General features: G+C 42.7%; 17 protein-coding genes, 1 pseudogene and 1 other annotated feature. Of the genes and pseudogenes, 10 read left to right on the top strand and 8 right to left on the bottom strand.

All coding sequences use genetic code 11. The annotated features are described in order from the left end of the window. Positions 1-831 precede the first annotated feature (831 nt). From thrL to thrC, 4 genes and pseudogenes are all read left to right on the top strand, one after another. Positions 832-939, top strand: a pseudogene (thrL, locus tag GKR74_RS18155) (thr operon leader peptide). Next, positions 839-960 (top strand) — a sequence feature (Thr leader region). Its footprint overlaps the pseudogene before it by 101 nt. A gap of 24 nt (positions 961-984) precedes the next feature. Then, positions 985-3,444 (top strand): bifunctional aspartate kinase/homoserine dehydrogenase I, encoded by a 2,460-nt coding sequence (gene thrA, locus GKR74_RS05095; RefSeq protein WP_154602777.1) that lies wholly within the window; start codon positions 985-987, stop codon positions 3,442-3,444. Between the two features lie 3 nt (positions 3,445-3,447). Beyond that, complete coding sequence (gene thrB / locus GKR74_RS05090) at positions 3,448-4,377, top strand: homoserine kinase (RefSeq protein WP_336431297.1); 930 nt, start codon at positions 3,448-3,450, stop codon at positions 4,375-4,377. A gap of 3 nt (positions 4,378-4,380) precedes the next feature. Then, on the top strand, positions 4,381-5,676 hold the full coding sequence (gene thrC, locus GKR74_RS05085) for a threonine synthase (protein ID WP_154602776.1): 1,296 nt from the start codon (positions 4,381-4,383) through the stop codon (positions 5,674-5,676). Between the two features lie 69 nt (positions 5,677-5,745). Here thrC and GKR74_RS05080 read toward each other — a convergent pair whose 3' ends face one another. From GKR74_RS05080 to yaaA, 4 genes are all read right to left on the bottom strand, one after another. Continuing rightward, on the bottom strand, positions 5,746-6,408 hold the full coding sequence (locus tag GKR74_RS05080; protein ID WP_230089123.1) for a hypothetical protein: 663 nt from the start codon (positions 6,406-6,408) through the stop codon (positions 5,746-5,748). A gap of 59 nt (positions 6,409-6,467) precedes the next feature. Then, positions 6,468-6,686, bottom strand: a complete 219-nt coding sequence (locus GKR74_RS05075; RefSeq protein ID WP_154602774.1) for a hypothetical protein — start codon at positions 6,684-6,686, stop codon at positions 6,468-6,470. Positions 6,687-6,912: 226 nt separating this feature from the next. Next, on the bottom strand, positions 6,913-7,908 hold the full coding sequence (locus GKR74_RS05070) for an aldo/keto reductase (RefSeq protein WP_154602773.1): 996 nt from the start codon (positions 7,906-7,908) through the stop codon (positions 6,913-6,915). A 207-nt stretch (positions 7,909-8,115) separates the two neighbouring features. Further along, positions 8,116-8,892, bottom strand: a complete 777-nt coding sequence (yaaA, locus tag GKR74_RS05065; protein WP_154602772.1) for a peroxide stress protein YaaA — start codon at positions 8,890-8,892, stop codon at positions 8,116-8,118. 372 nt (positions 8,893-9,264) lie between these two features. On the opposite strand from yaaA, the gene tal reads away from it, so the two are divergent. Both tal and mog read left to right on the top strand, forming a co-directional pair. Beyond that, positions 9,265-10,218 carry a transaldolase gene (tal, locus tag GKR74_RS05060; protein ID WP_036950279.1) on the top strand — a complete coding sequence of 318 codons (954 nt, stop codon included), beginning with the start codon at positions 9,265-9,267 and terminating at the stop codon, positions 10,216-10,218. 221 nt (positions 10,219-10,439) lie between these two features. Further along, positions 10,440-11,024: a molybdopterin adenylyltransferase gene (gene mog, locus GKR74_RS05055; protein ID WP_036950281.1), complete on the top strand. Its 585-nt coding sequence runs from the start codon at positions 10,440-10,442 to the stop codon at positions 11,022-11,024. Between the two features lie 108 nt (positions 11,025-11,132). Here the strand turns inward: mog and satP are convergent, their stop codons facing one another. Further along, complete coding sequence (satP, locus tag GKR74_RS05050) at positions 11,133-11,699, bottom strand: acetate uptake transporter (RefSeq protein WP_132496150.1); 567 nt, start codon at positions 11,697-11,699, stop codon at positions 11,133-11,135. Between the two features lie 351 nt (positions 11,700-12,050). Here satP and dnaK point away from each other — a divergent pair, with 351 nt between their 5' ends. Then, on the top strand, positions 12,051-13,964 hold the full coding sequence (gene dnaK, locus GKR74_RS05045) for a molecular chaperone DnaK (RefSeq protein WP_036950286.1): 1,914 nt from the start codon (positions 12,051-12,053) through the stop codon (positions 13,962-13,964). 110 nt (positions 13,965-14,074) lie between these two features. Beyond that, a complete protein-coding gene (dnaJ, locus tag GKR74_RS05040) occupies positions 14,075-15,223 on the top strand; it encodes a molecular chaperone DnaJ (RefSeq protein ID WP_036950288.1) in 1,149 nt (382 codons plus the stop codon). Between the two features lie 61 nt (positions 15,224-15,284). On the opposite strand, the gene GKR74_RS05035 is transcribed toward dnaJ, so the two are convergent. Together GKR74_RS05035 and GKR74_RS05030 are read right to left on the bottom strand one after the other, a co-directional pair. Continuing rightward, complete coding sequence (locus tag GKR74_RS05035; RefSeq protein ID WP_420720241.1) at positions 15,285-16,652, bottom strand: amidohydrolase; 1,368 nt, start codon at positions 16,650-16,652, stop codon at positions 15,285-15,287. Between the two features lie 154 nt (positions 16,653-16,806). After that, positions 16,807-17,655 (bottom strand): EamA family transporter, encoded by an 849-nt coding sequence (locus GKR74_RS05030; protein WP_154602770.1) that lies wholly within the window; start codon positions 17,653-17,655, stop codon positions 16,807-16,809. A gap of 394 nt (positions 17,656-18,049) precedes the next feature. On the opposite strand from GKR74_RS05030, the gene nhaA reads away from it, so the two are divergent. Together nhaA and nhaR are read left to right on the top strand one after the other, a co-directional pair. Further along, complete coding sequence (gene nhaA, locus GKR74_RS05025; RefSeq protein WP_036950295.1) at positions 18,050-19,237, top strand: Na+/H+ antiporter NhaA; 1,188 nt, start codon at positions 18,050-18,052, stop codon at positions 19,235-19,237. A 190-nt stretch (positions 19,238-19,427) separates the two neighbouring features. Then, on the top strand, positions 19,428-20,351 hold the full coding sequence (nhaR, locus tag GKR74_RS05020; RefSeq protein WP_036950297.1) for a transcriptional activator NhaR: 924 nt from the start codon (positions 19,428-19,430) through the stop codon (positions 20,349-20,351). A gap of 77 nt (positions 20,352-20,428) precedes the next feature. On the opposite strand, the gene rpsT is transcribed toward nhaR, so the two are convergent. Then, the gene (gene rpsT / locus GKR74_RS05015) at positions 20,429-20,689 is read right to left on the bottom strand and encodes a 30S ribosomal protein S20 (RefSeq protein ID WP_036950300.1); all 261 of its coding nucleotides are present in this window, start codon (positions 20,687-20,689) and stop codon (positions 20,429-20,431) included. Positions 20,690-21,099 lie beyond the last annotated feature (410 nt).

Below are 21,099 nucleotides of genomic sequence, written 5' to 3'. Positions count from 1 at the left end.
CAATGATTGTTAGGTAGATAATTATACCAAAATTATTTGTTATAGAGATATCGAATAGACGATAAAAATAAGAGAAAAAAGGAGAGATAATGCACGTTTTTCATCGTGATACCGTAAAGAAAGGTAGATGTGAATAGGGATCAAGATATTTGGATTTAACTTAAGCTAAGTCACGTAAGTGGTTTTTGCGTCTCCAGAACACCTTAAAATTGTCAGAGAGTAAAATTTCGTTTAGCACATCAAAATCGCGTAAAAAAAGTATTTTTGGTTTTTTATAAGAAAAACTAGGTGATTACACTTACTCGCTTTGCGTGAATCTATTTTGTTTTACAAAAAAATAACAAGACTCCTCAGAAATATCTGAATTAATATTTGCATGCTTATAATTAACGAGATGGCTATTCAGTTTCTTATGTGCAATTTTGATCTGAAACTAAGTAGGATTTTTTAAGGTTGGCGCGAATATTGATCAAGATTAATGAAAGAGAGATAGATAGGACATCAATGGCAATTTATTTCAAATTTACAGCTGAAAAATACGGTTAAAATATCACCATCAAATTTGAGATTTGATTGTTTTTTATGCAGGTGGTGTAGTTGTTTTTTAAATAAAATTAAAATCTATTAATTTTAGAATGAATGAATTTTACAACTGGTATTTCAAGGCTGGCTCTCTTTTTATGAAGATATTTTTGACGAATGTAGTGGATCTCTGAGCTGAATTGCCGCTTATTTTGGGGGCGTAAATGCAAATAAATTTGACATTATTGTGTGATTACTTTAACCGTATAGGGAGAAACCTAAATGTTCCCTACGAGATAAACAAATTTTATGCGTAAAATCAGCCTGACTACGATTATTACCACCACCACCGTGACCACAGGAAACGGGGCGGGCTGACGCATCCAAAAAATAAAAATGAAAAAGCCCGCATCCTAATAAGATGTGGGCTTTTTTTTGGCGCTAATTCAGGAGAGAAATACCATGCGTGTGCTTAAATTTGGCGGTACTTCAGTCGCAAATGACGAACGGGTACTTAATGTTGCTGATATCGCGGAAAGCAAGTTGGCAGATGGGCAAGTTGCGTTGGTGCTATCTGCACCGGCGAAAATCACTAACCATTTGGTGGCGATGATTGAAAAAACGGCAGCAGGTCAGGATGTCATCACGCATGTGAGTGATGCAGAAATGATTTTTGCTAATCTCTTAAAGGGTTTAAAAGAAAAGCAGCCCGGCTTTGAATATGACAAACTGAAAAAGCTGACTGAACACGAATTCGCGCAAATCAAACAAGTACTGCATGGTATTACTCTTCTAGGACAATGTCCTGATAGCATCAACGCCTCTATTATCTGCCGTGGTGAGAAGCTCTCTATCGCCATCATGGAATCTGTATTAAAAGCTCGCGGTCATAAAGTCACGGTGATTGATCCGGTGAAAAGCTTGCTGGCCAAAGGTCACTATCTTGAATCCACCGTCGATATCAATGAGTCTACTAAACGCATTGCGGAGCTGAACATTCCTAAAGACCATTTCGTATTGATGGCGGGCTTTACAGCTGGAAATGAGAAGGGTGAGCTGGTGGTGCTAGGCCGTAATGGTTCCGACTACTCGGCTGCGGTATTAGCGGCATGTTTACGTGCAGATTGTTGTGAAATTTGGACAGATGTTGATGGGGTTTATACTTGTGACCCGCGTTTAGTGCCTGATGCCCGTTTACTCAAAGGGATGTCATACCAAGAAGCGATGGAGCTTTCCTATTTTGGCGCGAAAGTTCTACACCCTCGAACTATCGCCCCAATTGCACAGTTCCAAATTCCTTGCCTGATCAAAAACACCACTAACCCAAGTGCGCCGGGTACGCTGATTGGTGATGGTCAAACGGATGCTAGCACGCCAGTGAAAGGGATCACTAACCTGAATAATATGGCGATGATCAACGTCTCAGGTCCGGGTATGAAAGGCATGGTCGGTATGGCCGCGCGTATTTTCTCGGTCATGTCCCGTAAAGGGATCTCTGTGGTGCTGATCACGCAATCATCGTCGGAGTACAGTATCAGCTTCTGTGTGCCGCAAAATGAGCTACAGCGTGCTCGCGGGGCATTAGAAGAAGAGTTTTATTTAGAGCTTAAAGATGGGGTATTAGACCCGTTAGATGTGATGGAGCAACTGGCTATCATCTCCGTTGTTGGGGATGGTATGCGTACATTAAAAGGCATCTCCGCACGTTTCTTCTCAGCATTAACTCGCGGCAATATCAACATCGTTGCTATCGCACAGGGCTCGTCTGAGCGTTCAATTTCTGCGGTGATCGCCAATGAGTCAGCCACTTCAGCGGTGCGTTTATGTCACCAAATGCTGTTTAATGCAGAGCAAGTGATTGAAGCCTTTATAGTCGGTGTAGGCGGCGTAGGTAATGCGTTGATCGAACAGATCCATCGCCAACAGCAATGGCTGAAACAAAAACATATTGATCTACGAGTCTGTGGGATCGCTAACTCAAGAGCGATGCTGATCAATATGCAAGGCATTGATTTAGATAATTGGAAAGCAGAATTAGCCGACGCCAAAGAAGCGTTTAGCCTCAGTCGCCTGATCCGTTTAGAGCGTGAATATCACTTTTTAAACCCAGTGATCATCGACTGTACGTCTAACCAAGAGATTGCTGAGCAATATGCTAGCTTCTTAAAAGACGGTTTTAACGTTGTTACGCCGAACAAAAAAGCCAACACATTGTCGATGGATTATTATCATCAACTTCGTGCCGCGGCTGAAAGTTCGAAACGTAAATTCCTTTATGATACCAACGTAGGGGCGGGTTTACCGGTTATCGAAAACCTACAAAACTTACTGAACGCTGGGGACGAATTAGTTCATTTCAGTGGAATTTTGTCAGGCTCCTTGTCATTTATTTTCGGTAAATTGGATGAAGGGATGTCCTTATCAGAAGCGACAACGTTAGCGAAGGAAAAAGGCTTCACAGAGCCAGACCCACGCGACGACTTATCCGGTATGGATGTGGCGCGTAAGTTACTGATTTTAGCTCGTGAGGCGGGTTATGAATTAGAACTTAGCGACATCAATATTGAATCTGTACTTCCTGCTGATTTCGACAGTTCAGGCAGTGTTGCCGAGTTTATGGCGCGTTTACCACAACTTGATGCCCAGTTTGCTGCGCGGATAAAAGCGGCAGAAGCAGAAGAAAAAGTGTTACGCTATGTGGGTCTTATTGAAGAAGGTCGCTGTCAGGTGAAAATGGTTGCTGTTGACGGAAATGACCCACTGTTTAAAGTAAAAAATGGCGAAAACGCACTGGCATTCTACACGCGCTACTATCAACCAATTCCTTTAGTTCTCAGAGGTTACGGTGCTGGTAATGATGTAACTGCGGCGGGTGTATTTGCGGATATGCTGCGTACCCTATCATGGAAATTGGGAGTTTAAGAAGTGATCAAAGTTTATGCACCCGCTTCAATTGGTAATGTGAGCGTTGGATTTGATGTGCTAGGCGCAGCAGTCTCTCCGGTTGATGGTTCACTGCTTGGTGACTGTGTCAGTATTGAAGCGGCAGAGACATTTTCATTAGAAAACCAAGGTCGATTTGTTTCTAAGCTACCGAAAAAAATGGAACACAACATTGTTTACCAATGCTGGGAACTGTTTTGCGAGCGTCTGGGTAAAAAACTGAACGTGGCGATGACCCTTGAAAAGAATATGCCAATTGGTTCGGGTTTAGGTTCAAGTGCTTGCTCCGTTGTCGCTGCGCTGATGGCGCTGAATGAGTTTGCGGATAAGCCATTTGACCAAACCGCACTGCTTGGCATGATGGGCGAGCTGGAAGGACGTATTTCAGGCAGCATTCACTATGATAACGTCGCGCCTTGCTATTTGGGTGGTTTACAGTTGATCATCGAGCAAAATGGCATTATTTCTCAACCTGTGCCAGCTTTTGAAAACTGGTATTGGGTGATGGCTTATCCGGGGATTAAAGTTTCCACTGCGGAAGCGCGAGCTATTTTACCCGATAGCTATTCTCGCCATGATATTGTGAATCATGGACGCTATTTATCGGGCTTTATCCATGCATGCCATACTAACCAGCCAACGCTCGCTGTCACGATGATCAAAGACGTCGTGGCAGAGCCATACCGTACTCAGTTGCTGCCGGGTTTTGCGAAGGCGCGTGAACATGCGAAGCAAATTGGTGCGCTGGCATGTGGCATTTCGGGGTCAGGACCAACAATTTTTACCATTTGCGATGATAAAAGAATTGCAGAAGAAATGGTGCAGTACCTACAACAACATTACATTCAAAATGATGAAGGCTTTGTGCATATCTGTCGTTTAGATATGGCGGGTGCAAGGACAATAGGGTAAACGATGAAACTGTATAATTTAAAAGATAACAACGAACAAGTCAGCTTCGCGCAAGCCGTGAAACAAGGGTTAGGTAAGCAACAAGGGTTATTTTTCCCTCAAGACTTACCTGAGTTTAGCGCCAGTGAAATTGATGAATTACTGAAGTTGGATTTTGTCACTCGTAGTAGCCGTATTTTAAGCGCGTTTATTGGAGATGAAATCCCTGCTGAGCAGCTAGCTGAACGTGTTAAAACCGCTTTTGCATTCCCAGCACCTGTTTCCAAAGTTGAAGATGATGTGGCTACGTTAGAGCTGTATCACGGCCCAACACTGGCATTTAAAGACTTTGGCGGCCGTTTTATGGCACAAGCGCTAGGTCAAGTGGCAGGCGGCGCGCCAGTCACTATCTTAACCGCAACGTCTGGTGATACCGGTGCAGCCGTAGCCCATGCATTCTATGGTTTGGATAATGTTCAAGTCGTTATCTTATACCCAGAAGGCAAAATCAGCCCACTGCAAGAAAAGCTATTCTGTACGCTGGGTAAAAATATCCATACTGTGGCTATCAAAGATGATTTCGATGCATGTCAGGCGATGGTTAAACACGCTTTTGATGATGAAGAACTGAAAAAAGCCCTGTATTTGAACTCTGCGAACTCCATCAATATTAGCCGTCTGTTAGCGCAAATTTGCTATTATTTTGAAGCGGTTGCTCAGATCCCAGCAGAAAAACGCGATCAACTGGTGATCTCTGTGCCAAGTGGTAACTTTGGGGATTTAACAGCGGGCTTACTGGCGAAATCTATGGGGTTACCAGTGAAACGCTTTATCGCTGCCACTAACGTTAATGACACTGTTCCGCGTTATTTAGTCGATGGAAAATGGGCGCCGCATCAAACCGTTGCGACGCTATCTAACGCAATGGATGTCAGCCAGCCAAATAACTGGCCGCGTATTGAAGAATTATTCCGCCGTAAAGGTTGGTCATTAAAAGAGCTGGGTTACGGTGCAGTGAGTGATGAAGTGACTCAAGAGACTGTACGTGAACTGGATAAAAAAGGTTATTTATCCGAGCCTCATGCGGCGGTTGCTTATCGTGTCCTGCGTGACCAACTGCAAGATGGCGAATATGGTCTGTTCTTAGGAACGGCTCATCCAGCGAAATTTAAAGAGAGCGTGGAAGCTATCTTAAATAAACAAATTTCACTGCCAAAAGAGTTGGCGGAACGTGCTGATTTACCACTGCTTTCTCACTTCTTACCATCTGATTTCGTTCAATTACGCGAATTTTTAATGAAGTTAGCACCGAAGCGGTAATTGAAGTTCACTGTTAAAGGAAATGTTAACAACGGAAGCTGAATTGGCTTCCGTTTTTTGATGAGGGAATTAATAACTAACACCATCCGCGCCATCTTGTCCGCCATCGGGTCCACCTTTGCCACCTTTACCTGCTTGTCCCCCAATACCTGCATTCCCACCATTCCCACCATTTCCACTACCGTCACCATCTCCTCCATTACCACCGTGGCCACCATGACTTCCTCCGTGTCCGCCATTGCCACCACTACCATTGACGGATCCATTTCCGCCGTTGCCCCCGTTACCTAGGCCATCTCCGTTGCCTCCGTGTCCACCGTCACCACCATGTACACCACCATTTCCGCCATTTCCGCCATTTCCATTACTGCTGGGAGTTGCGTGACCTCCGTGGTTGCCATGACCATGACTGCCGCCGTTGCCGCCATTTCCACCATGTTGACCATTACCTCCTCTGCCGCCATTGCCTCCAACTCCGCCATTACCACCGTTTCCGCCACTACCATGTTGTCCATGGGTGCCATTAACGCCATTCTCGGAATGATGAAAATAATAATTTCGGCAATAAAAAGGAATACAAAAATATGACTGTGAAATATTATCGATAATAATGGATTTATTTAAATGGAATGAATGAGGTTTATTAATATGAAGATTATTGGAGTGACTTAATATTGGTATTGCTGTGAAAATTAAAATAGAGAAAAATTGAAATAGAGATTGATTAACCATTGTTTCCTCCATCCCCCTTCATGAATGAAGGGGGGAAATAATTAAATAATCGGGTTTATTTAATTTCCATTACCGCCGTTTCCACCATTGCCTCCATGCCCGCCGCTACCACCACTTCCCCCGTTACCACCATTGCCGCCATGTCCACCATTACCCCCATTACCGCCGTTACTCCATAGATATTCGGTGGCGGTTTGCTGAGAGTCGGTCGGTATAGTCATAGAAAGAGCGGATAAAGGGAATAATAAGGTGATTAAGAGAGTAGAGATTTTACGCATATAAATTCCTCGTTATAAAGTGAATTAATTAAACTGCAAATAAAGCTTAAATGACTCACTTAAATAATTAAAGAATGTTATTCGGTAATTAATAGATCAAATTTGGTTTGAGTAAATATAAAATAATAAGCTGTAATTTTATTCGTTCGTTTGTATTTAAATTAAAGGTAATAAATAGAAAGCTATCCCTTAAATATATTTTAAGAGATAGCGATAGGGGAAGGGCTTAGATTGCGTCTTCGAGGATCAGCTCAATGGCTTTTAACTCATCTTGGCTAAAATCACGATTTTCCATCATGCCGAGAGCATCATCGATTTGGCTGATACGGCTTGCGCCAATAAGCACGGAAGTAATACGGTCATGGCGTAGCAACCAAGCTAATGACATTTGGCTCAATTTTTGCCTACGATTTAAGGCTAATTCATTGAGTTTTTTCACTTTTGCTAAAATAGCGGATGTGAGCCTTTCTGGCGGTAATGATGGATTACCTGCTGCACGAGAATCAGCGGGAATACCATTGAGATAGCGATCCGTTAAAATCCCTCCGGCCAATGGGGAGTAGGCAATCGAACCGACACCTTCTTCTTCGAGCAAATCGAGGAGACCTTCCTCAGGGGTACGTTCTAGCATGGAGTATTTAGGTTGGTGAATAAGGCAAGGGGTGCCCAGTTGATCAAGTATACGGATAGCTTCTTGCGCTGTTTCTGCGGGATAGTTCGAAATTCCCACATAAAGCGCTTTACCTTGTCGAACGATCAAATCAAGAGCTGCCATGGTCTCTTCTAACGGAGTTTGAGGATCGGGTCTGTGGTGATAGAAAATATCCACATAATCGACGCCGATTCTTTTTAAACTTTGATTGAGGCTGGCAACTAAATATTTTTTACTGCCCCAATCACCATAAGGTCCTTCCCACATGGTGTAACCTGCTTTGGAGGAGATCACCATTTCGTCGCGATAAGGACGAAAATCTTGTTGTAGGATGCGACCAAATTGCTGTTCAGCAGAGCCTGGAGGAGGTCCGTAATTATTGGCGAGATCAAAATGGGTGATCCCATGATCAAACGCATGCCTTAACATGGCTCGGCAGTTATCAATTGGCTTGTTGTCACCAAAATTATGCCAGAGTCCTAAAGAGACAAGGGGGAGCTTTAATCCACTCCGACCGCACTGACGATATTCCATATCTGTGTAACGATGTGACGCAGCAGAATATGGCATGGCTCACCTCCAAAATAAATGGCAAAGATTTACTCGAATTTTGGCATAACTCTGTCGAGCTCACTGGTGAAAGAATGCTATACAGCTTAAGAAATGATTATTTTATCGCCAGATTGTGACGGGGATTTGAAATAAGATATCGCATGTTGAGTATGAGGCTTATAGGGTGTGATACATTCCCCATAAGCCAACAAAGTGAGCCTATGATTAGGCTTGTTCAGGGCGAGTAAAGACTAATTCATTACCTTTCGACTGCGCTTTATCAAATTGGTAGCCTTCTAAATTAAAGTCAGATAGCTGTTCGGATTTAGTCAGTTTATTTTGAATAATAAAACGGCTCATTAATCCGCGAGCTTTCTTTGCATAAAAACTGATGACTTTATATTTACCATTTTTCTCATCTAAGAAAACGGGTTTAATAATTTCAGCGTCCAATTTTTTGGTATTCACAGACTTAAAATATTCATCAGATGCTAAATTAACAAGGATATTATCCCCTTGCGCTGCCAGTGCTTTATTTAAATGCTGAGTGATGATATCTCCCCAGAATTCATATAAGTCTTTACCACGGCTGTTTTTAAGGCGAATTCCCATTTCCAAGCGATAAGGCTGCATTAAGTCTAATGGACGCAGCACACCATACAGGCCGGACAACATACGTAAATGTTGCTGAGCAAATTCAAAATCAGCGGGCGAAAACGTTTCGGCTTGCATGCCAGTATAGACGTCCCCTTTGAAGGCGAGGATGGCTTGGCGTGCATTTTCTGGGGTAAAGTTTGGCTGCCATTCACCAAAGCGTGCTGCATTCAGCCCTGCAAGTTTATCGCTAATTTTCATTAAGCTTGCGATATCTGCTGGCGTGAGTTTTCGGCATGTTTTAATCAGTTTTTCAGACTCAGCGAGGAGCTCGGGTTGAGTAAACGTGTCGATGGCGAGCGGGCTTTCGTAGTCTAATGTTTTGGCAGGTGAAATAGTAATCAGCATAACTTAACCCTTGTGATAGTAAATTTACCCACTACTTTAACAAAAAATCAGATGAAATGGCGAATCGCTGTAATAAGTCGCGCTTATGGTGGTTATCTGGTTTACTGATGAGATTACTCTACCTAGCTAAATGCATTCAGTTCCTAGTGATACCGCGAAAACGATTGCTGATCAAATAGTTGCTTTCAAGGATATTTCCTCGCTTGCAGCAACGTAGATGCGTGATATTATCATGGGACGGTGCGGCGCTAGCCTCAATTCCTTAATAATACACAAAGTAGTTTAAGTTGCAGGTAGATGGCAAGGGTGAGTGAATGTAGCCAACACCCCTACAACTTGAAGTATGACGGGTATAACAACGAGATTAAAGAAATGACCGACAAACTAACCTCCTTACGTAGTCTGACAACTGTTGTTGCCGACACTGGCGACATCGAAGCGATGAAGCTGTACAAACCACAAGATGCGACGACTAACCCATCGCTGATTTTAAATGCTGCACAAATTCCTGAGTACCGTAAATTAATTGATGAAGCGGTAGAGTGGGCGCGTAAGCAAAGCAATAACCGTGAACAACAAGTTGTTGACGCATGTGACAAACTGGCTGTTAATATCGGTTTAGAAATTCTGAAATTAGTCCCAGGTCGTATTTCAACAGAAGTTGATGCGCGTCTTTCTTATGATGAAGAAGCGTGTATTACTAAAGCTCGCCGTCTGATGAAAATGTACAACGAAGCGGGTATCAGCAACGATCGTATTTTGATCAAATTAGCCTCTACTTGGCAGGGTATCCGCGCGGCGGAAAAACTGGAAAAAGAAGGCATCAACTGTAACTTAACTTTATTATTCTCTTTTGCTCAAGCACGTGCTTGTGCGGAAGCGGGTGTTTACCTGATCTCTCCATTCGTAGGTCGTATCCTTGACTGGTACAAAGCAAACACAGATAAAAAAGAGTTTGCTGCACATGAAGATCCAGGCGTGGTTTCTGTAACTGAAATCTACAACTTCTATAAAGCACATGGTTATAAAACTGTCGTGATGGGTGCAAGCTTCCGTAACGTAGGTGAAATCATTGAGCTGGCAGGTTGTGACCGTTTGACTATCTCTCCAGCGCTGCTGAAAGAGCTGTCTGAATCACAAGGTGAATTGGTTTGTAAACTGAAAGATGAAGGTAAAACTCAAGAGCCAGGCGCTAAACTGACTGAAGCTGAGTTCTACTGGCAGCATAACCAAGATCCAATGGCAGTTGATAAACTGTCTGACGGTATCCGTAAGTTTGCTGTAGACCAAGAAAAACTGGAAAAAATGATCGCAGCTCTGCTGTAATTTCCTTTTTCTTAGAAAACCCAGTCAATTGGCTGGGTTTTTTTATGCTGTTTTTTCATTGATTAAACTCTCAATTCCACATTTCGACACAAACACGACGCTGTCAGGCATTCGACCTCATGGTATGATGCACCATGTTTATCATTATTGGCTTGGTATTAATTAAGTTAGTATTTTCTTGCCAAATGAACGAATTTAAATGATTAATTTTTGAGGTTTTTATGAATGAGTTGCGCATAGGTCTGGTGTCGGTTTCTGATCGTGCTTCAGGCGGTATCTACGAAGATAAAGGGATCCCAGCACTGGAGGAGTGGCTAACGAAAACCATTACCACCCCTTTTCGTTTAGAAACTCGTTTGATCCCTGATGAGCAAGTCATGATAGAGCAAACGTTGTGTGAGCTGGTGGATGAATTTTCATGTCATTTAGTCCTGACCACTGGTGGTACGGGGCCTGCTCGCCGCGATGTCACTCCGGATGCAACGCTTGCGGTTGCCGATCGCGAAATGCCTGGCTTTGGTGAGCAGATGCGCCAAATTAGTCTAAAGTTCGTGCCAACGGCGATTTTATCTCGCCAAGTTGGCGTGATCCGCAATCAGTCACTGATTTTAAACTTACCAGGGCAACCAAAAGCGATCGCGGAAACCTTAGAAGGGCTGAAAGATAAAGAGGGAAATGTATTGGTGTCAGGTATTTTTGCGAGTGTGCCATACTGCATTCAATTACTTGATGGCCCTTATATTGAAACAGACGAAAGCATCGTTAAAGCTTTCCGTCCAAAATCTGCGATTCGTACTGCCGAGTAATCCCTTCTAAAATATCAGGCAGAGCATGATGTCTGCCTGATAATTCTTGTTACAGTTTTCTTTCTGCCTATTTAGCTTAACAGTCTATCAACTTAGCCGTATATAAATTTAGCTGCGTTGACCAATTGGCAGGATCGTTCTGCCATATTGCTCATTTAAGATCTCAGCGACAGCCAGATAGAACGCGCTCGCTCCGCAGATAATTCCTTCATAGCCCGCATATTGAAGTAGCGTGGCATCGTTGGTCAAATTACCCACCGCTAACATTGCAAACAGTACGGTTAAGCTGCCGAAAATAAATTGCAGCACGAAATTTGCTTTGAAGGTGCCTAAGAACATAAAGAAAGTAAAGATCCCCCATAAAAGCAGGAACATCCCTAAAAACGCAGGGTCAGTTGCTTCGGCTAATCCCATGGTCGGTAAAAACAGCAGACCGACTAACGCAAGCCAAAAGAAGCCGTAAGAGGTAAATGCAGTCGCGCCGAATGTATTGCCTTTCTTATATTCAATAAGCCCAGCAATCACTTGCGCGATACCACCATAGAAAATTCCCATACTTAAAATCACAGATGAGAGAGGGAAAAAGCCTGCATTGTGAATATTCAGCAGGATTGTTGTCATACCAAAGCCCAATAAACCGAGTGGGCCTGGATTGGCAAGCGAACTAGATTGCATATAACCTCTGGTAAAGTATTTAAAAATCAAATAGATACAATGAATATTTGTAGCCCCATAGGACGGGGAGGCGCATAATACGCAGTTTTAATTGTCGAAACAATGATCAAGAGACGGGTTTTTTTGCATTAAATGTAAAACTTTTTTAGTTTTCCCCCTTGATGAATGAATTTGTGACCCCATCTTTAAGACATCAACAGTTATCAATCTAAATTATTGCGAATTGCAAAAGATGTAAGGTTGCAAAAAAAATCAAGGTTGAAGTAAAAACTCCCTTGAAAATGAAATATTGAGCCTTATATAGATTGATATCGAAATTAAATGAAAAGAATTCCTTTGGAGGCGTTTTAAATGGGTAAAATTATTGGTATCGATTTAGGTACAACTAACTCATGCGTTGCAATTATGGATGGCACTACTGCGCGTGTTCTTGAGAACAGCGAGGGTGATAGAACTACTCCTTCCATCATTGCGTATACACAAGATGGTGAAATTTTAGTTGGTCAGCCAGCAAAACGTCAGGCTGTTACTAACCCAGAAAATACATTATTTGCGATCAAACGTTTGATCGGTCGTCGTTTCCAAGACGAAGAAGTTCAGCGCGACGTATCTATCATGCCATACAAAATTGTAGCGGCTGATAACGGTGATGCGTGGTTAGATGTGAAAGGCCAAAAAATGGCACCGCCACAAGTTTCTGCTGAAGTGCTGAAAAAAATGAAAAAAACTGCGGAAGACTATCTGGGTGAGCCAGTGACTGAAGCGGTTATCACTGTTCCAGCTTACTTTAACGATGCTCAGCGTCAAGCAACCAAAGATGCGGGTCGTATCGCTGGTTTAGAAGTAAAACGTATCATCAACGAACCAACAGCAGCAGCGCTGGCTTACGGTTTAGATAGAGAAGTTGGCAACCGTACTATCGCGGTTTACGACTTAGGTGGTGGTACATTCGACTTATCAATCATCGAAATCGATGAAGTTGATGGCGAAAAAACTTATGAAGTTCTGGCAACCAACGGTGACACTCACTTAGGTGGTGAAGACTTCGATACTCGTTTAATCAACTACTTAGTTGATGAGTTTAAGAAAGAACAAGGTGTTGATCTGCGTAACGATCCACTGGCAATGCAACGTCTGAAAGAGTCTGCTGAAAAAGCAAAAATTGAGCTGTCTTCTGCTCAACAAACTGACGTTAACCTGCCATACATCACTGCAGATGCGACAGGTCCAAAACACATGAACATCAAAGTGACTCGTGCAAAACTGGAGTCACTGGTAGAAGATTTAGTTAAACGTTCTATGGAGCCAGTTAAAGTTGCTCTGCAAGACGCTGGTTTAAGCGTAGGTGACATCAACGACGTTATCTTAGTTGGTGGTCAGACTCGTATGCCAATGGTTCAGAAAGTTGTTGCTGATTTCTTTGGTAAAGAGCCACGTAAAGACGTTAACCCAGACGAAGCCGTTGCAATGGGTGCAGCAGTACAAGGTGGTGTATTAGCGGGTGATGTTAAAGACGTTCTGTTACTTGACGTAACTCCACTGTCTTTAGGTATTGAAACCATGGGTGGCGTGATGACTTCGTTAATCTCGAAGAACACCACAATCCCAACTAAACACAGCCAAGTGTTCTCTACTGCAGAAGATAACCAAGCAGCCGTGACCATTCACGTACTGCAAGGTGAGCGTAAACGTGCGAGTGATAACAAATCACTGGGTCAGTTTAACTTAGATGGTATTCAAGCAGCGCCACGCGGTATGCCGCAAATCGAAGTGACTTTTGACATCGATGCGGACGGTATCCTGCATGTTTCTGCGAAAGACAAAAACAGCGGTCGCGAGCAAAACATCACCATTAAGGCATCTTCTGGTCTGAATGACGAGGAAATCGAAAAAATGGTACGTGATGCAGAAGCTAACGCTGAAGCAGACCGTAAATTTGAAGAGTTAGTACAGGTTCGCAACCAAGCAGACCAGCTGATTCACGGTACTCGTAAACAAATCGAAGAAGCAGGCGACAAATTACCAGCTGAAGATAAAGCGAACATCGAAAAAGCAACTTCAGAATTAGAAGTCGCTTCTAAAGGTGAAGATAAAGCTGAAATCGAAGCGAAAATCCAAGCGCTGGTAACGGCATCTGCGAAACTTCTGGAAATTGCACAGCAACAAGCTCAAGCGGGCGCTGCGGGTGCAGGTGCAGAAGCGAAGAAAGATGACGATGTTGTTGACGCTGAATTTGAAGAAGTTAACGACAAAGACAAAAAATAAGGCCCTTAGCGGGCGCAGTGACTATCGCAATAATGTTAAATAGTGACTGATACCGGACACGGGCGTTGAGGGAACTCTGCGCCCGTGTCTGCATGTTAAGGGAAAAATAAATGGCGAAAAGAGATTTTTATGAGGTTTTAGGCCTCGAAAAAAATGCTTCAGAGAAAGATATCAAGCGAGCGTACAAGCGCTTAGCAATGAAATACCATCCTGACCGTAATCAGGAAAACAAAGATGAATCTGAAGAGAAATTTAAAGAGATAAAAGAAGCTTACGAAGTCCTGTCCGATGAGCAAAAACGCGCCGCTTACGACCAATATGGTCATGCTGCGTTTGAGCAAGGTGGTATGGGTGGCGGCGGTGGATTCGGCGGCTTTGGTGGCGGCGATTTCAACAGTGATATTTTTGGTGACATCTTCGGTGACATTTTTGGTGGCGGTCGTCGTCAACAGCGCCCAAGCCGTGGTTCTGATCTGCAATACAACATGGAACTGACTCTTGAAGAAGCAGTCCGTGGAGTGACCAAAGAGATCCGTATTCCAACGCTTGAAAGCTGCGACGTGTGCCACGGTAGCGGTGCAAAACCAGGTACTAGTGCAGATACGTGCCAAACCTGTCACGGTATGGGCCAAGTACACATGCGCCAAGGTTTCTTCTCGGTACAACAACCTTGTCCAACCTGTCACGGTCGCGGAAAAGTCATCAAAGACCCATGCAACAAATGTCATGGTCAAGGTCGCGTTGAGAAATACAAAACCTTATCCGTTAAGATCCCTGCAGGGGTTGATACAGGTGACCGCGTTCGTTTATCCGGTGAAGGTGAAGCCGGTGCGAATGGTGCACCAGCAGGGGATTTATTCGTTCAAATGCATGTTTTACCTCACGATATTTTTGAGCGTGATGGTAATAACTTACATTGCGAAGTGCCAATCAACTTCGCAGCAGCAGCGCTGGGCGGCGAAATTGAAGTCCCAACCCTGGATGGTCGCGTTAAACTGAAAATTCCTGCGGAAACCCAAACGGGCAAAACATTCCGTATGAAAGGTAAGGGCGTGAAATCAGTACGTGGTGGTATGCAAGGTGACTTAATGTGTCACATTGTTGTCGAAACCCCAGTCAAACTGAATGAGAAACAAAAAGAGTTACTCAGAGAGTTTGGTGAGTCGTTAGGCGGTACGGGTGGCGAGAAAAATAGCCCACGTTCAAAACGCTTCTTAGATGGCGTGAAAAAATTCTTTGATGATTTAACCAATAAATAATGGTTGATCGCTAAGTTAAGAATCATGGCTGATCCAGTGAAATACTGAATCAGCCATTTTTTTATTTCACTGTTTCACCGCTAGCAACCACGGTTTTACGAACTTGATCAGCAAATTGCAGGGCTTCTTTCACAATCGCATTCTCATCAACGGTGAGCACTTTGCGGTCTTCCATTAATAGATTTCCGTCCACAATGGTATGGCGTACATTGGAAGCATTCGCCCCATAAACCAGTGCGGCATAAGGGCTATACATCGGTACCATATTTGGTGATTTTGTATCGACAACGATGATATCCGCCAATTTCCCTGCCTCTAAAGAGCCTAACTTATCTTCCATGTGAATGGCTTTCGCGGAGCCTTTGGTCGCTAATTCAACCACGGTAATGGGCGGCATTGCAGCTCTATCTTTATTTTCGAGCTTATGAATTTTACCCACCAAATTTAGTTCGTTCATGGTCGTTAAGGTATTGCTGGACATCGGGCCATCGGTTCCTAAGCCTACACGAACCCCTTTCGCTAACATCGCAGTCACTGGAGCAACACCTTTAGCTGATTTGGTATTCGCACTGACATTATGAGCCACACCGACATCATACTGTTTGAGCAGGTCGATATCGGTTTCATCAACCATAATGGCATGAGCGGCAATCACTTTATTATTCAGGGCGCCGATATCTGCCATATATTGAACCGGGCTTTTGCCGCCAGTACGTTTGGAAATTTCTTCTTGTTCTCTGTCGGTTTCTGCTAAGTGGATCATCACTGGAACATTAAGTTCTTGAGATAGCTTAGCGATTTTTTGTAGATGCTCAGTGGTGTTGGTATAAGGTGCGTGAGGAGCAAAAGCTGGCGTAATGCGAGGGTGGTCTTTGTATTGGTTGATAAAATTCACGGCATAAGCGATACCTTCATCTGCATTTTTAGCATCAGCAACAGGGAATTTGATCACAGATTCCCCAAGGATCGCACGCATACCAATTTTATCGACGGTTTTTGCCACCTCATCTTCGAAATAGTACATATCCACGTAAGTCGTGACCCCACCTTTGACCATTTCGACGTTGGCTAAGTTAGCGCCTACTCGCACCATTTCACGGGAAACCATCTTGCTCTCTAATGGAAAAATATAACGGTGTAAACGGTCGGGAACATCATCGGCGAGGGAACGAAATACGGTCATGGATGCGTGAGTATGGGTGTTGATTAACCCGGGCATGACAATATCGCCATCAACATTTAGCTGTTTTTTTGCGGTATATTGCGTGGCAAGCTCAGGGCCACCGACTGCGATAATTTTATTTTTATCAATAACAACGGTTCCATTCTCAATAACTTGATTATTGGCATCCATCGTCAAAACGGTACCATCAACAATCATTAAATCCGCTGGAGTGGTGGCAAGTGCCGCGATAGGTGCTGCCATCATAGATATAGCAACGAGAGATCGGAGTAATGTCATTCTTACCTCATGACTCAATGAAAAATAGGGCTAAAAGGTTATTAGTATCAAAAATTATGGGTATCAAATATTATGGATATCAAATATAGGATGTAAAACTCATATTCTAAGCACCACTATCTTAACTGGATAGTTTCGCCAGTAACACCCCAAGTAAGATGACAATACAGGCGAGGACTCGCATTCCATTAAATTTCTCTTTAAGAAATACAATGGAAAGAAACATAGCGAAAAGGACGCTAGTTTCGCGAATAGCAGCAACGAGTACGATTGGCGCTTGGCTCATTGCCCAGATTGCAATGCCGTAACTGATTAGCTGCATTAACCCACCAAGCAAACCTGAGCGCCAATATTGTCCAAATCCGTGCAGTAGCGAACGTTTGTATTTCATCACACCGGGAATGGCGAGTACTGCGCCATTTAATAAAAACAGCCATAGAGTATAAACAACAGGATCTTGGCTGGCTCTCGCGCCATATCCATCCGAGAGGGTATAACAGGCGGTAAAGAAGGCGGTACACAGTGCAAAGATAAGGGCTTTACCTTTGATGTTCAAAGAGAATTTTCGACCTGCAAACGCGATGGCTACCACCCCTGAAATAATAAAAACAATCCCTACAAAACTCATAAATGGTAAGGATTCATTAAATAAAACAATACTTAATAACGCAGTGATTAAAGGGGCTGAGCCGCGAGAAATAGGGTAAATCTGGCTGAGATCACCATGGTTGTATGCTTGGCTGAGAAAATAGATATAACCGATGTGAAATAGTACTGACAAAGCTAACCATGGGACGGCATCAGGAGACGGTAGCCCAAACCAAAAGAGGGCTGGAATAGTTAAAACCCCAGAAAAAACGGCAATCATCACCAAACCAAAGAAGCGGTCATTACCAAATTTCACCAGAGCATTCCAACTGGCATGGCAAAACGCGGCAAATAGCACAGAAAGCAGAACGTATAGGGACATAATATAGAGAGATAATGATTGCCTAAGGGTGGCTCGAGTATCACATAAAGCGTCTTTTTTATGAAGCGGCACGACAGAAAGAGAGGGAGAGGGCTTTTATTTTTGCGAAGGGCTTCGAAAATAAAAAATTAAATGATTTTTTGAACTTTTCATAAAAATAATTTTTCATTAGTCTCTAAAAAAGTTGAATTTTTAAAGCGCTTTACTGAGTAAATTTATTGTTGGTTTTTAGAATAGTTGCCTATAGTTAAATTAACGATTTATTATCATTCGTCGTGATCTCGATTGCTAAATGTTCGGAAATTACGATCATTAATGGATAAATAAACGATTTTTTACGAATTAATGATTATCATAATATTAACATTCAAAAATATTTTTTGAGGTTATTCATATGACAGCAATTATTCGTAAATTTTTAAAGTTAGAAGCAGCAGGAGGGCTACTCCTAATTATTGCTGCCATTGTCGCTTTAATAATGGCTAATACGCCATTACAGGGAGCTTATCAGCAATTTTTAGATATTCCGGTAGCTATTAAAATCTCAACATTTGAATTAGATAAACCTCTGATTCTATGGATTAATGATTTCTTAATGGCCGTGTTTTTCCTGGTTGTTGGTTTAGAGGTAAAGCGCGAGTTATTGGAAGGATCCCTGGCAGGACGTGATAAAGCGATATTTCCGGCAATTGCAGCTGTGGGTGGAATGATTGCACCGGCGTTAGTTTACTTAGCGTTTAATGGTGCTGATGATATTACTCGTCAAGGGTGGGCTATCCCTGCAGCAACAGATATTGCGTTCGCGTTGGGTGTGATGGCGTTATTAGGTAAGCGTGTTCCTACGGAGCTCAAAGTATTTTTATTGGCATTAGCTATCATTGATGACCTTGGTGTCATTGTGATTATTGCCTTTTTCTATACCAGCTCAGTTTCTGTCGTTGCATTGAGTTTAGCGGCACTGTGTGTGGCAATACTGTGTCTAATGAACTGGCGACGAGTTGAAAACACCGCAGCTTACTTAGTGATTGGCTTAATCTTGTGGGTCTGTATTCTGAAATCAGGTGTTCATGCCACTCTGGCTGGAGTGATTGTTGGTTTCTTAATTCCATTAAGAGGGACTAATAATACTAAACCGTCGGAAGAATTAGAGCATGTGCTGCACCCTTGGGTTGTTTATCTCATATTGCCTATCTTTGCATTTGCAAATTCAGGCGTACAGCTCAATGGCGTCACCTTTGATGGTTTAATGAGCCCATTACCACTTGGTGTTGCAGCGGGTTTGATACTGGGCAAACCAGTCGGTATTTTCTTATTTAGTTGGATTTCGGTAAAAGTAGGGTTGGCTAAATTGCCAGCATCGATTAACTTGAAGCAAGTGTTTGCTGTTTCTGTGCTTTGTGGGATCGGTTTTACTATGTCTATTTTTATCACCGGCCTCGCTTTTGAAGGGCTTGATGAAGTGTATAGTACCTACTCGAGACTGGGTATTTTAATCGGTTCAACAACAGCAGCATTGTTAGGGTACTTTATGTTAAGGGTAGTGTTACCGAAACCAAAAGTTTCGCACAGCGATGCAAAATAAACATAATAGACGTAATTATTAGTAAGAATTTTCGAGTTAATCTTCTATGATATGCCCGCGGTATGAGTTGCATACTGCGGGTATTTTAACTTATAACTCCCGATTACGGGGTACGGGTAAAGCGTATGGTCAGTATGTACTGTGGTCATTAAGTACTGCGGTCATTATTGGCGATACAAAAGGAATCGATATGCGGGTTTCACATCTTAATTTTAACCACCTTTACTATTTCTGGCATGTTTGCAAAGAAGGCTCTGTTGTCGGTGCCGCTGAGGCTCTTTACCTGACTCCACAGACAATTACTGGGCAAATTAAAGCACTCGAAGAGCGGTTAGGTGGAAAATTATTTAAACGCCAAGGTCGAGGGCTAGTGCCTTCTGAACTGGGACAACTGATTTTTCGTTATGCTGACAAAATGTTTATGCTCAGCCAAGAAATGCTGGATATCGTCAACTACAGCCGAGAATCTAACCTGCTGTTTGATGTAGGCGTGGCTGATGCATTATCGAAACGTTTAGTCAGTCGTGTATTAGAAACGGCAGTTGTCGAACATGAGCAGATTCATTTACGTTGCTTTGAATCGACTCATGAGCTGTTACTGGAGCAATTAAGCCAGCACAAGCTGGATATGATTTTATCGGATTGCCCTGTGGACTCTTCACAGCAAGAGGGCCTGTTCTCCGTTAAATTAGGCGAATGCAGCGTCAGTTTTTTCTGCCGTCAGCCAGTACCGAAGAAACCATTTCCTGAATGTCTAGAAGAGCGCAGGTTATTAATTCCGGGGCGTCGTTCGATGCTTGGCCGCCATTTATTAACGTGGATCCGCAATAAAAACCTGCAAGTTGAAGTACTTGGTGAATTTGATGATGCAGCATTAATGAAAGCATTTGGGATGTATCACAATGCAATTTTTGTGGCGCCATCTTTATATGCAAAAGACATTTTTGCTGATAATGAAGTGCAAGAAATTGGCCGCTTAGATAGCGTTAAAGAAGAGTATTACGTGATTTTTGCGGAAAGAATGATCCAGCACCCAGCAGTACAACGTGTCTGCAACAAGGATTTTTCTGAGTTATTTTCAGCGCCGTTCGATAATTTAGAACAGAAAGTTTAGAGCACGAAAGTGTAAGGCAAGAAATTAGCAGACAAAAAAACCGGCCTAAGCCGGTTTTTTATAATCAAGAAGCGAAATTACATTGCTTTGATTTGAGCAACTAAGTTAGCTTTATGACGTGCTGCTTTGTTTTTGTGGATCAGGCCTTTGCTAGCGTGGCGATCAACAAGAGGTTGCATGTCATTGAATGCTTTCTGAGCTGCTTCTTTATCGCCTGCAGCGATAGCAAGGTAAACTTTCTTAATAAAAGTACGTACCATAGAGCGACGGCTAGCGTTGTGCTGGCGACGTTTCTCTGATTGAACGGCACGTTTCTTAGCTGATTTGATATTAGCCAAGGTCCAACTCCCAAATGTATTCTATTGAGGACAATTTAAAGGTCAAGGAATATGCCCTTTCGCCCTTCATTTGTCAATGGATTTGTGCAAATAAACATCGTGTACTTCGATGTCAATGCGTTGTGAATGGTGCAAGATTCTATCAGCAAATATCAGAAGAATACAGATCTGCGCGTGAAAAAAAGCATAATTGATAGAAGATATTTTAAATCATTTTTCAGAAAAAATTTTTTTAGTGATATCAAACGTGCATCAAGATGAAATTGAATTATAAATAGAGTGTTTTTTATACACTTGGGTTTGTTATACAAAATGGATGATAAGTAAACTATAAAAATTAAATATTTTTAGAGATCTCCGCGTCAATTTGTTGTATTGATAATCTATTGGTTATCCAAATTTTTTTGATT

It is taken from the genome of Providencia sp. wls1914, from assembly GCF_009706645.1.
Classification (GTDB): Bacteria; Pseudomonadota; Gammaproteobacteria; order Enterobacterales; family Enterobacteriaceae; genus Providencia; species Providencia zhijiangensis.
Note: the sequence above shows the minus strand (reverse complement) of the source record. Positions and strands in the feature narration are given on the sequence as shown.

Excerpts from the sequence above, each read along its gene's own strand:
- thrA (WP_154602777.1), top strand. The coding sequence starts at position 985 with ATGCGTGTGCTTAAATTTGGCGGTACTTCAGTCGCAAATGACGAACGG.
- thrC (WP_154602776.1), top strand. The coding sequence starts at position 4,381 with ATGAAACTGTATAATTTAAAAGATAACAACGAACAAGTCAGCTTCGCG.
- GKR74_RS05080 (WP_230089123.1), bottom strand. The coding sequence starts at position 6,408 with ATGGTTAATCAATCTCTATTTCAATTTTTCTCTATTTTAATTTTCACA.
- GKR74_RS05075 (WP_154602774.1), bottom strand. The coding sequence starts at position 6,686 with ATGCGTAAAATCTCTACTCTCTTAATCACCTTATTATTCCCTTTATCC.
- GKR74_RS05070 (WP_154602773.1), bottom strand. The coding sequence starts at position 7,908 with ATGCCATATTCTGCTGCGTCACATCGTTACACAGATATGGAATATCGT.
- yaaA (WP_154602772.1), bottom strand. The coding sequence starts at position 8,892 with ATGCTGATTACTATTTCACCTGCCAAAACATTAGACTACGAAAGCCCG.
- tal (WP_036950279.1), top strand. The coding sequence starts at position 9,265 with ATGACCGACAAACTAACCTCCTTACGTAGTCTGACAACTGTTGTTGCC.
- mog (WP_036950281.1), top strand. The coding sequence starts at position 10,440 with ATGAATGAGTTGCGCATAGGTCTGGTGTCGGTTTCTGATCGTGCTTCA.
- satP (WP_132496150.1), bottom strand. The coding sequence starts at position 11,699 with ATGCAATCTAGTTCGCTTGCCAATCCAGGCCCACTCGGTTTATTGGGC.
- dnaK (WP_036950286.1), top strand. The coding sequence starts at position 12,051 with ATGGGTAAAATTATTGGTATCGATTTAGGTACAACTAACTCATGCGTT.
- dnaJ (WP_036950288.1), top strand. The coding sequence starts at position 14,075 with ATGGCGAAAAGAGATTTTTATGAGGTTTTAGGCCTCGAAAAAAATGCT.
- GKR74_RS05035 (WP_420720241.1), bottom strand. The coding sequence starts at position 16,652 with ATGATGGCAGCACCTATCGCGGCACTTGCCACCACTCCAGCGGATTTA.
- GKR74_RS05030 (WP_154602770.1), bottom strand. The coding sequence starts at position 17,655 with ATGTCCCTATACGTTCTGCTTTCTGTGCTATTTGCCGCGTTTTGCCAT.
- nhaA (WP_036950295.1), top strand. The coding sequence starts at position 18,050 with ATGACAGCAATTATTCGTAAATTTTTAAAGTTAGAAGCAGCAGGAGGG.
- nhaR (WP_036950297.1), top strand. The coding sequence starts at position 19,428 with ATGCGGGTTTCACATCTTAATTTTAACCACCTTTACTATTTCTGGCAT.